Genomic DNA, 13,974 nt, shown 5'->3' on the forward strand with positions numbered 1-13,974 from the left:
CTTGTTCTTTCATGCTGAAAGTTTAAGATTGTCAAAGTGTAAGGCTAAAATGGCGCCTGCGGGGGAGCTTTCCCCGCACTATTTCGCATAACAAGGACACACCATGGCCAGCCCGGAAGCACGCGCCTGGGTGCGGATGCCCTCCGCCCGCCGGCTCGACCTGCTAGACCCCACCCCGTTCGACTGGGACGACAGCGATCTGGCACTGGGGCTGGCGCGCACCTACCGCTGGGGTGGCCATTCGGCATGGCCGCGCCCCCTGTCGGTGGCCCAGCATTCCCTCAGCGTGATGCATCTGCGCGCCGCCGACAGTCTGGCCCGCGGCACCCCGCTGGCGCCGCTGGAGGCGCTGCGCGAACTGCTGCATGACGCCGAGGAAGGCCTGCTCGGCTTCGACTGCATTGCGCCCCTCAAACCCTTCCTGGGCGACGGATTCAAGGCGCTGAGCCAGCGCCTCGAACAGGCAGTGTTTCTGCGCTACGGCCTGCCGCGCTGGAACCAGCGCGACCATGCCGCCCACAAGCGGGCCGATTTTCTGGCCGCAGCCAGCGAAGCCGTGCACGTAGCGGGATGGTCGGTGGCAGAAGTGCGGCGCACGCTGCAGATCCGCACACGGCCACTGGAGATAGATCCGCTGGTCGCCATCTACGGCGGGGTTGCTTGGGAGCCATGGGAACCGGGGCTGGCCTGCCAGCGTTTTCTGGCCCAGCTGGAATTGCTGAAAGCCAGCACAGCCTGATAAACCGGCTCAGCTTTCCTGCCTAAACCGCTGCAGATAAAGCCTTTTCCCCAGATATCCACACCAACTGTGGATAAGCCTGTGAATAAGCCCTACTTGACAGCAGAGAACGCCTTTAACGGTGCGGTCTAGAACAAATTGCCCATTCTTCGAGCAATTTTTTCACCTAATAAAATCAAACACTTAGGCGCACTGTTGCGGGGGTGACAGGACAATCTGCGCACCCTTGAAAAAAAATTTTTATGCCGCCAGTATAATGCGCGAGACAGTGGCTTAGCCGGACACGCGAAATCTTTGACAAACCTTGCCACAAGGAATAGTGTGAACCCTAGTGTGAGCCCCAACACCGCTATTCTTTCTTCGACACACCGTGGGATTGATGCATGAATCACAACGACGAAGACACTGACTGGATCATAGAAGACGAAGCGGTACCCGGCGCAGATACGGCTCTGGCCAGCAAACCCGAGGCACCATCCGGCCCGCCACCATGGCGCATCCTCATAGTCGATGACGATGTGGATGTGCACGTAGTTACCAAATTCTCGCTCAGCAATGTATGCTTTCAGGGCCGCCGCCTGAGTTTCCTGCACGCCTACAGCGGCGACGAAGCACTGACGGTGCTGGCGGACAATCCCGATATCGCGCTGGTGCTGCTGGACGTCATCATGGAAACCAGCGATGCAGGTCTGAAAGTGGCACGCCAGATCCGCGAAACCCTGCATAACCAGCTGGTGCGCATCGTGCTACGCACCGGTCAGCCGGGACAGGCACTGGAACACAGCATCATTCTCGATTACGACATCAACGACTTCTGGTGCAAGACCGATCTCACCACGCGCAAGCTGTTCACCACCGTCATCGCTTCGCTACGTGCCTACGAAGGCCTGCAGCAAGCCCACCAGCAGACCCTGCAATTGCGCGCCGAACTGGAGCTGGCGCGCCAGTTGCTGGCTGCGGCCAAACAGCCTTCCAACGCTTAAGTCTCGCTTAAGTATCGGATTGTTATAGCACTTTTGGCGATATCCACAGAGCCTGTGGATATCTATGTGGAAAAGCCCCTCTTGACAGCCCACAAAGCCTGTAACCATGCGGTTTTCAACAAACTGCCCATGAATCAGGCAAAAATAAACTCCTTAATAATCAACAACTTAAAATATCACCGAATATCACCCGGATTTATTTTAAAAAAATTCTTGCTATCATGCTTTGTGTATAAGTAAACATCAGAAACCTGCTAGCTGCTGCAATTTCCGGCGTAACTCCGGCTGCAGGAGCACCCGTTCGATCACGGCGGCAGGGATGTTGTGCGACTTCATATATTCGATGGCGCACATGGTATTGAAACTGCTCTGCACCAGCAGGCCACGATCGACGGCGGCACTGATGAGGGCATTGCGGCGGGGTTGCATGAGGTGGGGGGAGGCAGTCTGATTCATGGTTGTCCTGTGGCCTTTGGGGTAAGAGTAACCGTGGAAACGCAAACCGGTGCTACCGGATTATTAACCAGCCGGGACAAAAGTCAATATCAGGCTCGTATCCTTATTCCGGCTGAATTGCGTGCGTGGAAACCGTCATAGACACAGGGCAAGAGCAGCGCGATAATGCCGCATGACTTCTGCCCCTGACCACCCGCAACCGGCTTCCCTGCTCGACCTGTTCGTATCGTTCACCCTGCTGGCCCTGCAAGGCTTCGGCGGCGTGCTCGCCGTCGTGCAGCGCGAACTGGTAGAGCGCAAACGCTGGCTCAGCAAGGAAGAATTTATCGAAGAATGGGCCGTTGCCCAGATCATGCCGGGGCCGAATGTGGTCAATCTGGCGCTGATGTTAGGCGGACGCTACTTCGGTCTGCGCGGTGCCCTGACGGCGCTGGCCGGCATGCTGACCGTACCACTGATGGTGGTGCTGATGCTGGCCGTGCTGCACGCCCAGTTTGCCGACGTGCCCGCAGTGACGGGCGCCCTGCGCGGCATGGCAGCTGTCTCGGCCGGCATGATCGCGGCCACCGGCCTGAAACTGGCATCCTCGCTGCGCAAGCACCCGCTGCGCTGGTGGATCTCGGCCCTGCTGGCTCTGTTCTGCGTGATCTTCGTGGTGCTGCTGCACCTGCCGCTGGCGTTCACCCTGCTAAGTCTGGGCAGCATAGGCGTCAGCTGCACCTATCGTGCGCTGAAACGGGGGCAGCCATGAACGAAGCGCCGCTGCACCTGGTACTCACGCTGGGCGACTGGATCAATCTGTTTGCCCACTACCTGCTGCTTTCGCTGATGTCGATAGGCGGCGCCATCTCCACCACCGCGGAAATGCACCGCTTTCTGGTGGAAGAACACCACTGGCTGACCCAGGCCCAGTTCAACGACGCCATCGCCATTGCGCAGGCGGCACCGGGCCCTAACGTGCTGTTCGTCGCCCTGATGGGCTGGAAAGTGGGGCTCAATACCGGCAGCTATCCGGCTGCCTTTGCCGGCGTGGCCGTGACCATGCTGGGCATCCTGATTCCGTCCACCACGCTGACCTATCTGGCCGCGCGCTGGGGCCATGAAAACCGCGAACTGCTGGGCGTACGCGCCTTCAAACAGGGCATGGCGCCGGTCGTGGTGGGCCTGATGGTCTCGGTGGGGATTATCCTCGGCAGTGCGCAGCGCGACTGGCAGCAGGACTGGAAACTGTGGACCTTGTCGGTCGTGGCGGGAGTGCTGATCTGGCGCACCCGCATCCACTTGCTGTGGCTGCTGGCTGCGGGTGCGCTGCTCGGTGGCTTACAACTGGTCTGATCAGTCCTTGAGCGCTTCTACAGCGAAGGTCAGGGTCACGTCGTCGCCCACGTAAGGTGCGTATTTACCGGCATTGAATTCGCTACGCTTGATGGTAGCGGTGGCGTTAGCGCCGCAAGCGAGTTTCTTCATCATCGGGTGATCCATGCACTGCAGATGGGTCACGGTCAGGGTCACAGGCTTAGTCACGCCTTTGATGGTCAGGCTGCCGTCGATGCTGGCCAGCGTATCGCCGTTGAAGTTGAACTTGGTCGACTTGTAGGTGATGGTCGGGAACTTGGCCGTATCGAGGAAATCTTCCCCCTGGATGTGGCTGTCGAACAGTTTCGAGCCCGTATCGACCGATTTGGCATCGATCACGGCTTCCACCGAACCGGTCTTGCCGGCGCGGTCCAGCACGATTTTAGCGCTGGTGTTGTTGAAACGGCTTTGCTGGGTCGAATAGCCGAAGTGGCTGTATTCGAAACGGGCGAAGGTGTGGTTCACGTCGGAAGTGAAGTTTTCCGGTGCGGCAGCAGCGGACAGCGAAATACCAGCAGCGATCAGCAGAGCGAGGATTTTTTTCATGTGAGACTCCGGTTAGTGTAACGATTAGTCAGAACTCGACCGGACAGGATAGCTGGCCGGTGAATATCTTCGAGTGCTAGCGATTATGCTTGTGAGTTTCTTGAATGTAAAACGCAAAATTTACCGCTTTATTATCGAAAAAATCGATTAATCCCCAACGAAACGCCCGATGGAAAGGCCGGCCTGTCAGAACAGTTCATCGAGCAGCTGGTAGAACTTCAGCCGCTCGTAATCGGGTCCGGCGATGCCGTACTGCTGCAGTAAGCGCTGCTGCAAGGGGGCGCCAAACTCGCCCAGACAGTTCCACAGGATGGCAAGGTCGTGATAGCGGTCCGCCACGCCCAGCCGGCCGAGATCGATACAACCTTCGATCTCGCCATCGCAAAACACGATATTGTCGAGCGAGTAGTCGCCATGGGTGACCACCAGATCCGGCCGTTGCGGCAACAGATCCTGCAACGCGTCCCACACCTGTTCGGCTGTCCAGCCGGTACGTTCCTCGTCGAAATCGTCTTCCTCCACCAGTCCGGCGTCGATGCGCGCCCGGGCGCGGTCCAGCCGCGACAGATGATCGCTGGCGTAGGGGCAGTCGCGCAGGGGAATGGCGTGGATGCGGCGCAGCTGCCGGGCTAACTGGTCGACCACGGCAAATTGCTGTTCTGGATAAGCTTGCAGTAACTGGTAGGCCGTCTTGCCATGCAGCGCAGTCATCAGCAGCCAGGCCTCATCGGCCGTACGGGCAAAGTGCAGCACGGCTGGCACCGCTGCATAGCCGCCGAGCCAGCGCATACGCTCGGCCTCCGCACTCAGATCGTCCGCATAGGGGCCTGCGCCATGCTTGATATACAGGTCAGGGGTCAGCCCCTTACCGTACAGCCGGTAGACCGTGCAGCCCGATGCACCGACGGTACTGCGCGACCACTGATAGCCGCTCAGTTCAGGCAATTCCCGCCACGGTCCCGGCACTGCCTTGCAGGCTTCTTCACGATTCTGATCGATCAACGTTCGCTCCATGAAGTAGATTTCAAAACAGCAGTGTCTGATGGCAATAACATCCAGCCATTGTTCCTGCGCTAGTAGTATAAGCAAAAAAAGCAAAAACTTTCCCGCCACCGCACTTGCACGCGCCAGCGCTATCCCGTGTAGCAGACGTACTGGACCTGAACTAGCTTCCCGCTACGGAAGGAAAAACGCAGCGTGTCGCCGTCACCGCCGAATTCAAGCTGTTCCACCTCCGGTGTGCTGTCTTTCACGTCCAGCACGCGGAATACCTCTGCCCGGCTTTGACCGACATAAAAAGGAGCAAGCTGCTTCCAGCGCGGATGCTGTATGGTGGCCGTTTCGATCAGATAGCGGCTGGCATCATTGGAAAACGTAATGATCTCCAGCGTCAGTCCCCGATAGCGCAATGCCTTGGCGGTAGTGCGGTAGCCATCCCATTGCTGCACCTCTATCGGCAGGCTTTGCACCATCGTGCCCAGCTTGTACACACCCGCCGGAGTGAGCGGCAAACGCAAGCCCAGCCTGCCACCGTTGCAGCTGAAGTCTTCGATATAGGAGGCGTCCCGCTCGGCCGGACTAGCCACAGGCGCCACTAGCAGACAGGCAGATATCATCATCGGGCGCAAACAGCTGTACACGGCATCTCCGCTCACGGAACATGGTTGAATTCGACATGCTACTAGTGTCCGTCCAGACCGGCTTGCCCTGTCTGCGCGGGCAGGCAAAAGTACACATCGCCGCCCGCCTGTTTTTCCCGCTGCCAGCCCTGCGCTGCATAGAAACGCTCGGCCCGCGTGCCGGCGCCTGTGCTCAGACGCAGGCATGCGTGGCCTTGGGCAAACAGCCAGTCTGTGGCCAGTTGCAGCAGTGCGCGGCCCAGGCCTTTGCCCTCATGTTCGGGCGCTATGAAGAGTGCCCAGATCGACGCATCAGCCTGGTCGGCATAGGAAAAACCGGCAATTTCGCCATCGAACTCCGCTACCCAGCCACGCCCCAGCAGGGCCAGATAGTCACGATACATCTGCGGCGTAATGCGGGCCGGATGGGACAGCATATTTTCCCGCACCGCCAGCCTGATAGCGGACATGGCCGGAATATCGCCAGCTTCAGCCGGACGGAAATACGGCCTTGCTGCCCGGTCCGCGGCTAGCTTCAAAGAGCGGGCCTCAGTCTTCATGCCGGGTCAGTTCGTCGCGCTCGGTATCGCTCTTGCGCATCCAGCGGTTATGCAGATGGCGTTCGAGCGGGTGGCCCAGTATGAACAGGGCCAGCACCAGCAGCAGCGCCATGGCGGCGATGCGCCAGCCCCCCATGCCGCAGACGATGCCGATACCGGCGGTAACCCAGATCGAGGCGGCCGTGGTCAGGCCCCGTACCTTGGAGGAATTACGGTCCAGCACTATCACCCCGGCGCCGAGAAAGCCTATGCCCGTAATCACGCCCTGCAGGACCCGGCTCAGCGCTTCGCGGCTATAGCTGCCGGGCGCCGTGACGAATTCCATGCTGGCCATGGTGACCAGTGCCGCGCCGAGCGCCACCAGCCCCAGCGTCTTGAGGCCCGTCTGCTTGCCGTGCAGATTGCGGTCCAGCCCGATGATGCCGCCAAACACCAGCGCTACCACCAGCCGCGCCAGCACGTCCCAGTAATCGATCAACTCCGTCATGTTCTGCCATAGCTTATCTATTCGATAAGCGAATTCTACTCCGCCACAGGCTGCGCCGATGCAAAAACAGCAAATCGCGTAAAATGTCGGGTCAACTCCTCGGTACACCCACATGAATACACTGCTGACCTTGCTGTTGGCCGGCCTCTCCATGGTCGGCCCGCTGGCCATTGATACCTATCTGCCCTCCTTCCCCGCCATCGCCCGCAGTCTCGATGCCAGCCCCCTGCTGATCCAGCAGACGCTCAGCATGTTTTTGTTCTGCTTTGCCTTCATGATGCTGTTCTACGGCACCCTGTCGGATTCGTTCGGCCGCCGCCCGGTTATTCTGATCTCGCTGGTGCTGTACATAGCCGCCTCGGTGGCCGGAGCGCTGGCGCCGTCCATCGGTGTGCTGCTGGCCTGCCGCATCGTGCAGGGACTGGCGGCCGGTGCCGGTTCCGTGGTGGGCCGCGCCATCATTCAGGACCGCTTCTCCGGCGCCACGGCGCAGAAAATCATGTCCCATGTGATGATGATATTCGGCCTGTGCCCCGCCATCGCCCCCGTGCTGGGCGGCTGGCTGCAGGTCAGCTTTGGCTGGCGCTCGGTATTCTGGTTCCTCGCCGCTTTCGGCATCCTGATGTTTGTGGCCGTGCAGCGCATGCTGCCGGAAAGTCTGGCGCAAAAAGACCGCCATCCCTTTCACCCCGGCGTGATCGCCGCCAATTACTGGAAGGTGGTGTGCCATCGCCAGTTCCTGCTGCTGTCGGTAGCGGTGGGCACCAGCTTTGCCGGTGTGGCGCTGTATATCGGTTCGGCCGCCTACTTCGTGATGGACATCCTGCATCTGCCCGAAACGGCGTTCGCGTGGATGTTCGTGCCGCTGATCAGCGGCATGGTGATAGGCTCTGCACTGTCCGGCAAGTTCGCCCACCGCACTTCCCGCGCAGCGCAGGTATGGGCCGGCTTCGCCGTCATGCTGGCCGCTGGCGTACTCAACGTGGCCTACAACAGCTATTTCACGGCTGCCGTGCCATGGGCCGTGGTGCCGCTGTTCATCTACACCTTCGGTCTGGCGCTGGCCATGACGCCGCTGTCGCTGCTGGCACTCGAATACTTCCCCAACAATAACGGGCTGGCCTCGTCCATGCAGTCGTTCATACAGATGATACTGTTTGCGCTGGTATCGGGACTGGTGGCGCCGCTGCTGTTCGATAGCGCACTGAAGCTGGCGTGGGGCGTTTTGCTCAGTCTGATTGTCAGTGTGCTGGCATGGATCTGGGCGCAGGCTGGCCAGCCAAAAACAGCGGATGCGGCCCGCTTGTAATAGAATAGTAGACTGATCTGTCCAACCTGCCCTGTCTATGCGCCTGACCACTTTCACCGACTATTCCTTGCGCACGCTGCTGTTTCTCAGTGCGCACCGCGACCGTCTGGTGACGATACAGGACATCGCCGATACCCACGCGATTTCGAAGAACCATCTGATGAAAGTGGTGTACCAGCTGGGGCTGGCGGGGCTGGTGGAAACCGTGCGGGGTCGCAATGGCGGCCTGCGGCTGGCCAAGGAACCCAAGGACATCAACATCGGCGCCGTCATCCGCAGCACCGAGAGCGACTTCTACGTGGCCGAATGCTTCGACCGCGCCCACGACACCTGCGCCATCACGCCCGATTGCGTGCTCAAACACTCGCTGCACGACGCCATGGAAGCATTTCTGGCGGTACTGGACAAACAGACGCTGCAGGACCTGCTGCCGCCGGCCAAAGGCAGCGCCCGCCCCATCAAATTGCAGCGCGGCGCAGCGGCCTGAGCGCCCGGGCTGCGGTCGCACCGGTCAGCCGCCGTCGGCCAGCAACTGCGCCGTATCAAGTCAGGCAGCAAACAGCTGCAACTGCGGCAGCGATGCCATCAGATCCGAGAAACGCTGGCCCTGTATCATCACGTGCTCGCGCAGCAATTGCGCAGCGCGCTCGCCATCGCCCTCGATGATGGCCTGCACCACCCCGTCATGCTCGCGATAGGAATTCGACAGCCGGTCACGCACCCGCAGTTGCAAGCGGCGATAGGGCCGCAGACGGCGGTATAGCGCGCGGGTCTGCTCGATCAGGAACTGGTTGTGGCTGCCGGCATAGATGGCTTCGTGGAACAGCTCGTTCTTGTAGTAATACACATCGGGCTCTGCCGACTCCATCGCCTGCATGCAATCCTGATGGGCTGCCAGCAGGGCCTGCTGCTCTTCGCGCGTCATACGCCGTGCGGCTAGCCGGCCACAGGTGGCTTCCAGCTCCGACATCATTTCAAACATTTCTACCAGCTGCTGCGGGCCCAGTTCGGCCACGATGGCGCCCCGGCGCGGGCGGATCACCACCAGCCCCATCGAGGCTAGCTGGATCAGGGTTTCGCGGATAGGCGTACGCGACACGCCAAAGCGCGCCGCCAGCTCTGTTTCATCCAGATGCTGGCCCGGTTTGAGCGCACCAACAGCAATCATTTCTTCGATTTCTTCACGCAGGGTGGCGGAATGGGTAGTCATGGTGTTTCTAACCTTGTGTATAACAAGCTTCATTATAAGTGTTCAAAACTGCTTGACAATGTATTTGAACAGGATATTCTTGTATACACAAAAAACAGCGTTGCATAATAGACCCATCCTTGGAGGAAACATGAGTACTTTTACCCGCCGGTCCGTGCTGGCCGCGCTGGCCGCCAGCCCCCTGTTGCTACAGCCTGTATGGGCCCAGAACACCGCGCTCAAGATCTCCCACCAGTTCCCCGGTGGCACTATCAATGAAGGCGATTTCCGCGACCGTCTGACCCGCATGTTTGCCGCCGAAGTGGAGAAACGCAGCAAGGGCAGCCTGAAATTCGAGATCTATCCGGGCTCGTCGCTGATGAAAACCAACGCCCAGTTCTCCGCCATGCGCAAGGGCGCACTTGATCTATCGCTGGTTCCGCTGTCGTATGCGGGTGGCGAAGTGCCGGAAGTGAATATCGGCCTGATGCCGGGCCTGGTCACTTCCTACGAACAGGCGTATGGCTGGAAAAACGCCGAAGTGGGCAAGGAACTGAACCGCATCCTGAATGAAAAAGGTATCGTGCTCATTAGCTGGATCTGGCAGGCCGGCGGCATGGCATCGCGCACCAAGCCGGTAATCGATCCGGAAGACGCCAAGGGCATGAAGATCCGCGGCGGCTCGCGCGAAATGGACCTGATTCTGAAAGCGGCCGGTGCCGCCGTGGTGTCGCTGCCATCCAACGAAATCTATGCCGCCATGCAGACCGGCGCGATGGAAGCGGCCCTCACCTCCTCCACGTCGCTGATCTCGTTCCGCCTCGAAGAAGTCTCGAAAGCCCTGACCACGGGCCGCGCCGGTGCCTACTGGTTCATGTTCGAACCGCTGATGATGTCGAAAGCCGTGTTCGACCGACTGAGCAAGGAGCAGCAGGCCACCATCCTCGCTGTCGGCGCCGAACTGGAAATTTTCGCCCAGAATGCCGCCAAGGCCGACGATGCCGAAGTGGCCAATGTCTACAGCAAGGCCAAGGCCAAAGTGGTGGACCTGAATCCTGCTGCGCTGAAAAAATGGCAGGCAATCGCCCGCACCACGGCATGGAAAGACTACGGCGAACGCAATGAAAACTGCGCCAGACTGCTGAAACTGGCGGAGAAAACCCTGTGAGCCACGGTTTCGAACTGGAACCGGCACGGACTGCTGCCGTGCCGGATAACCGCGCCATCGCTGCTGCCATGGCGCTGCTGGCCACCATCAACCGTGGCCTGATGCGGCTGTCGATGATCGCGCTGGTGCTCACCGCCGTGATCCTCACCTATTCGGTGGTGTCGCGCTACTTCTTTCAGGCGCCCACCGACTGGCAGGATGAAGCATCCGTGTTCATGCTGGTGGGCGTGACCTTCTTCTGCACGGCCTACGTGCAGTCGCAGCGCGGCCATATCGGCATCGAAGCCATCGCCGGCCTGCTGCCGCCACGCGTCAATGCGGCCCGTCTGCTGCTGGTCGATCTGGTGTCGGCGCTGTTCTGCTGCTTCTTCGCATGGAAATCGTGGACCCTGTTCCATGAAGCCTATGTCGATGGCCAGACCACTTCCTCCACCTTTGCGCCACCGCTGTGGATCCCTTACGGCATGATGGCGCTCGGCATGAGCCTGCTGTCGCTGCAGCTGGTACTGCAGACGCTGGCCCGCATCACCAACAAAGCTGCTACGGAGCGTGCCGCATGAGCGATCTGACTTTAGGCGCGCTGTACGGCATCGCCACGCTGGTGATCATGTTCTCCGGTCTGCCCATCGCCTTTGCACTGGGCGTGGTGGCCACCGGCTTCATGTACTTCTGCATGCCGCCCTCCTCGCTCGACACCATCACCCAGAACGTGTACGAGGAAATGGCTTCGATTACGCTGCTGTCCATCCCCCTGTTTATTCTGAAAGGTGCGGCCATCGGCAAATCACCGGCGGGCAAGGACCTGTATTCGGCTATCCACACATGGATGCATAAAATCCCCGGCGGCCTCGGTATTGCCAACGTATTTGCCTGCGCCCTGTTTGCGGCCATGGCCGGCTCTTCGCCAGCCACCTGCTCGGCCATCGGCTCGGCCGGCATTCCGGAAATGCGCAAGCGCGGCTACTCGCCCGGTTTCGCCGCCGGCATCATCGCGGCGGGCGGTACGCTGGGCATACTGCTGCCCCCTTCGATCACCATGATTCTGTATGCGGTGGCGGCCGAACAGTCGCTAGGCCGTCTGTTCCTGGCCGGCATAGGCCCCGGCATACTGCTGGTCGTGCTGTTTGCCGGCTACGCCGTGTACCGCGCCCGCAAGGAGTACCAGCTGGCACTGCAGGTGTATAACCAGGGTGGCGCCAAATCGGCCTATCTGGAAGACGAGCACTTCACGCTGGCGCAGAAAGTGGAAATGCTGCCGCGCGTGCTGCCTTTCATCATCCTGCTGATCGGCGTGATGGTGGCGCTGTATGGCGGCTTTGCCACGCCGTCGGAAACGGCGGGTCTGGGTGCGCTGCTGGCCATGCTGCTGCTGGCCGTGATCTATGGCGTGTGGCGGCCCAGCGAGCTGTCGCCGATACTGAGCTCGTCGATCAAGGAATCGACCATGCTGCTGCTGATTATCGGCATGTCGCTGTTCTATTCCTATGTGATGAGCTATCTGCACATCAGCCAGTCTGCCGCCGCATGGGTAGTCAGCCTGCACCTGTCCAAATGGCTGCTGCTGGCCGTGATCCTGCTGATGGTGATCGTGTTCGGTTTCTTCCTGCCGCCCGTCTCCATCATCCTGATGACGGCGCCCATCATCCTGCCGCCGCTGAAAGATGCCGGTTTCGACCTGATCTGGTTCGGCATCGTCATGACGGTGGTAATGGAAATGGGCCTGATCCATCCGCCGGTCGGCCTGAACATCTTCGTCATCAAGAACATCGCACCGGACATTCCGCTCAAGGATGTGGTGTGGGGCGTATTCCCCTTCCTGCTCCTGATGCTGCTGGCGGTGGTGCTGCTGTGCTTCTTCCCCGCCATTGCTACCGGCCTGCCTGACCTGATCATGGGAGCAAAATAATGAACTGGAACACCCTACAGCAGAACCGTGCTGCACGTTTGCAGCGTGCTGCCACGCTGCTCGGCAGTGAGCTCGAGGGCAAAAGCCTGCCCGCTGCGCGCATTGCCGATCTGCTGCATGCAGTCCTCGAATGCGGCGACCGCGTCTGCCTTGAAGGGAATAACCAGAAGCAGGCCGACTTCCTCGGCCAGGCGCTGGCCAGGCTCGACCCGGCCCGCATCAACCAGCTGCACATGCTGCAGTCGGTGCTGGCCCTGCCCGAGCACCTCGATGTGTTCGAGCGCGGCATCGCGGCGCGGCTGGACTTTTCCTTCTCCGGCCCGCAGGCGGCGCGGGTAGCGCGGCTGGCTTCGGCCGGCAAACTGAACATAGGCGCCATCCACACCTATCTGGAACTGTTCAGCCGCTACTTTGTCGATCTGCCGCCACGGGTCTGCCTGATCGCCGCCGAAGCAGCCGACCGGCACGGCAATCTGTACACGGGGCCGAACACGGAGGACACGCCGGCCATCGTCGAAGCCACCGCCTTCAAGCAGGGCATCGTGATCGTGCAGGTCAACCGCATCGTCGAACAGCTGCCGCGCGTCGATGTGCCGGCCGACTGGGTAGATTTTGTCGTGCAGTCGCCCCGCCCCTACTACATCGAACCGCTGTTCACGCGCGATCCGGCGCAGATTTCCGAGATACAGGTGCTGATGGCGATGATGGCCATCAAGGGCATCTATGCCGAATATGGCGTGCAGCGGCTTAACCACGGCATCGGCTTCGACACGGCCGCGATCGAGCTGCTGCTGCCCACCTACGCCGAATCGCTGGGCTTACGCGGCAAGATAGGCCAGCACTGGGCGCTCAACCCCCATCCGGCCCTGATTCCGGCCATCGAAGCGGGCTTCGTCAAATCGGTGCACTCCTTCGGTTCCGAACTGGGCATGGAAAACTACATCCATGCCCGCCCCGACGTGTTTGCCATCGGCCCCGACGGCACCATGCGCAGCAACCGCGCCATGTGTCAGGCCGCCGGCCACTATGCCTGCGATATGTTCATCGGCTCCACCCTGCAGATCGACTTGCAGGGCAACTCCTCCACCGCTACGGCAGGACGGATTTCCGGTTTCGGCGGCGCCTCCAACATGGGCGCCGATGCGCGTGGCCGGCGCCACGCCAGCCCGGCATGGCTGAAGGCCGGAGCACAGGCGCGCGCAGGCCGCAATACCATCCCGCGCGGCCAGAAGCTGGTGGTGCAGATGGTAGAAACCTTCCGCGAACACATGCAGCCGGCCTTTGTGGAAAAACTCGACGCGTGGACGCTGATGGAGCAGGCTGACATGGCCATCCCGCCCGTGATGATTTACGGCGACGACGTCACCCATATCCTGACCGAAGAAGGCATCGCCAATCTGCTGCTGTGCCGCAGCGACGAGGAGCGCGAGCAGGCCATACGGGGCGTGGCCGGCTACACCCCGGTGGGACTGGCACGCGATGCGCGCATGGTGGAAAATCTGCGCGATCGCGGTATCATCCAGCGCGCCGAAGATCTCGGCATCGACAAACGCATGGCCACGCGCGACCTGCTGGCTGCGCGCAATATGAAAGACCTGGTGCGGGCGTCGGGCGGGCTGTATCAGCCGCCCAAACGCTTCCGCAACTGGTAAGGAG

General features: G+C 60.5%; 17 protein-coding genes. 10 read left to right on the forward strand and 7 right to left on the reverse strand.

Annotated features, from left to right (window positions below):
- Window positions 1-103 precede the first annotated feature (103 nt).
- Window positions 104-739, forward strand: a complete 636-nt coding sequence (locus GTP27_RS08135; RefSeq protein WP_161038672.1) for a phosphohydrolase — start codon at window positions 104-106, stop codon at window positions 737-739.
- A 383-nt stretch (window positions 740-1,122) separates the two neighbouring features.
- Complete coding sequence (locus GTP27_RS08140; protein ID WP_229633540.1) at window positions 1,123-1,722, forward strand: hypothetical protein; 600 nt, start codon at window positions 1,123-1,125, stop codon at window positions 1,720-1,722.
- 243 nt (window positions 1,723-1,965) lie between these two features.
- On the opposite strand, the gene GTP27_RS08145 is transcribed toward GTP27_RS08140, so the two are convergent.
- On the reverse strand, window positions 1,966-2,178 hold the full coding sequence (locus tag GTP27_RS08145) for a hypothetical protein (protein ID WP_229633541.1): 213 nt from the start codon (window positions 2,176-2,178) through the stop codon (window positions 1,966-1,968).
- 172 nt (window positions 2,179-2,350) lie between these two features.
- On the opposite strand from GTP27_RS08145, the gene GTP27_RS08150 reads away from it, so the two are divergent.
- On the forward strand, window positions 2,351-2,929 hold the full coding sequence (locus GTP27_RS08150; protein ID WP_161038673.1) for a chromate transporter: 579 nt from the start codon (window positions 2,351-2,353) through the stop codon (window positions 2,927-2,929).
- Entirely contained in the window at window positions 2,926-3,513 is a 588-nt protein-coding gene (locus GTP27_RS08155) for a chromate transporter (protein WP_161038674.1), read from the forward strand. The genes GTP27_RS08150 and GTP27_RS08155 overlap by 4 nt, the downstream gene beginning before the upstream one ends.
- Here GTP27_RS08155 and GTP27_RS08160 read toward each other — a convergent pair whose 3' ends face one another.
- The 5 genes from GTP27_RS08160 to GTP27_RS08180 all read right to left on the reverse strand — a co-directional run bounded on the left by GTP27_RS08160 (window position 3,514) and on the right by GTP27_RS08180 (window position 6,746).
- A complete protein-coding gene (locus GTP27_RS08160) occupies window positions 3,514-4,080 on the reverse strand; it encodes a YceI family protein (RefSeq protein ID WP_161038675.1) in 567 nt (188 codons plus the stop codon). It lies immediately after the preceding gene.
- A gap of 186 nt (window positions 4,081-4,266) precedes the next feature.
- Window positions 4,267-5,082 (reverse strand): APH(3') family aminoglycoside O-phosphotransferase, encoded by an 816-nt coding sequence (locus GTP27_RS08165; protein WP_229633542.1) that lies wholly within the window; start codon window positions 5,080-5,082, stop codon window positions 4,267-4,269.
- A 131-nt stretch (window positions 5,083-5,213) separates the two neighbouring features.
- Window positions 5,214-5,720, reverse strand: a complete 507-nt coding sequence (locus GTP27_RS08170; RefSeq protein ID WP_161038677.1) for a hypothetical protein — start codon at window positions 5,718-5,720, stop codon at window positions 5,214-5,216.
- Between the two features lie 41 nt (window positions 5,721-5,761).
- Window positions 5,762-6,238: a GNAT family N-acetyltransferase gene (locus tag GTP27_RS08175; RefSeq protein WP_308495213.1), complete on the reverse strand. Its 477-nt coding sequence runs from the start codon at window positions 6,236-6,238 to the stop codon at window positions 5,762-5,764.
- 10 nt (window positions 6,239-6,248) lie between these two features.
- On the reverse strand, window positions 6,249-6,746 hold the full coding sequence (locus tag GTP27_RS08180) for an MgtC/SapB family protein (RefSeq protein WP_202416619.1): 498 nt from the start codon (window positions 6,744-6,746) through the stop codon (window positions 6,249-6,251).
- A 112-nt stretch (window positions 6,747-6,858) separates the two neighbouring features.
- Between GTP27_RS08180 and GTP27_RS08185 the strand changes: the two genes are divergently transcribed.
- Together GTP27_RS08185 and GTP27_RS08190 are read left to right on the forward strand one after the other, a co-directional pair.
- Window positions 6,859-8,055 carry a multidrug effflux MFS transporter gene (locus GTP27_RS08185; RefSeq protein WP_161038678.1) on the forward strand — a complete coding sequence of 399 codons (1,197 nt, stop codon included), beginning with the start codon at window positions 6,859-6,861 and terminating at the stop codon, window positions 8,053-8,055.
- Window positions 8,056-8,092: 37 nt separating this feature from the next.
- A complete protein-coding gene (locus GTP27_RS08190; protein ID WP_161038679.1) occupies window positions 8,093-8,542 on the forward strand; it encodes an RrF2 family transcriptional regulator in 450 nt (149 codons plus the stop codon).
- A 60-nt stretch (window positions 8,543-8,602) separates the two neighbouring features.
- Here GTP27_RS08190 and GTP27_RS08195 read toward each other — a convergent pair whose 3' ends face one another.
- On the reverse strand, window positions 8,603-9,265 hold the full coding sequence (locus GTP27_RS08195; protein ID WP_161038680.1) for a GntR family transcriptional regulator: 663 nt from the start codon (window positions 9,263-9,265) through the stop codon (window positions 8,603-8,605).
- 130 nt (window positions 9,266-9,395) lie between these two features.
- Between GTP27_RS08195 and GTP27_RS08200 the strand changes: the two genes are divergently transcribed.
- Genes GTP27_RS08200 through mdcA form a run of 4 tightly spaced genes read left to right on the forward strand, consistent with a single transcriptional unit; the run spans window position 9,396 to window position 13,970 of the window.
- Entirely contained in the window at window positions 9,396-10,412 is a 1,017-nt protein-coding gene (locus tag GTP27_RS08200; protein ID WP_161038681.1) for a TRAP transporter substrate-binding protein, read from the forward strand.
- Window positions 10,409-10,972, forward strand: a complete 564-nt coding sequence (locus tag GTP27_RS08205; RefSeq protein ID WP_371865897.1) for a TRAP transporter small permease — start codon at window positions 10,409-10,411, stop codon at window positions 10,970-10,972. The genes GTP27_RS08200 and GTP27_RS08205 overlap by 4 nt, the downstream gene beginning before the upstream one ends.
- Window positions 10,969-12,318, forward strand: a complete 1,350-nt coding sequence (locus tag GTP27_RS08210) for a TRAP transporter large permease (protein WP_161038682.1) — start codon at window positions 10,969-10,971, stop codon at window positions 12,316-12,318. The genes GTP27_RS08205 and GTP27_RS08210 overlap by 4 nt, the downstream gene beginning before the upstream one ends.
- Window positions 12,318-13,970 (forward strand): malonate decarboxylase subunit alpha, encoded by a 1,653-nt coding sequence (gene mdcA / locus GTP27_RS08215; RefSeq protein WP_161038683.1) that lies wholly within the window; start codon window positions 12,318-12,320, stop codon window positions 13,968-13,970. The genes GTP27_RS08210 and mdcA overlap by 1 nt, the downstream gene beginning before the upstream one ends.
- Window positions 13,971-13,974: the final 4 nt, after the last annotated feature.

The organism is Duganella qianjiadongensis, from assembly GCF_009857915.1.
GTDB lineage: Bacteria > Pseudomonadota > Gammaproteobacteria > Burkholderiales > Burkholderiaceae_D > Rugamonas > Rugamonas qianjiadongensis.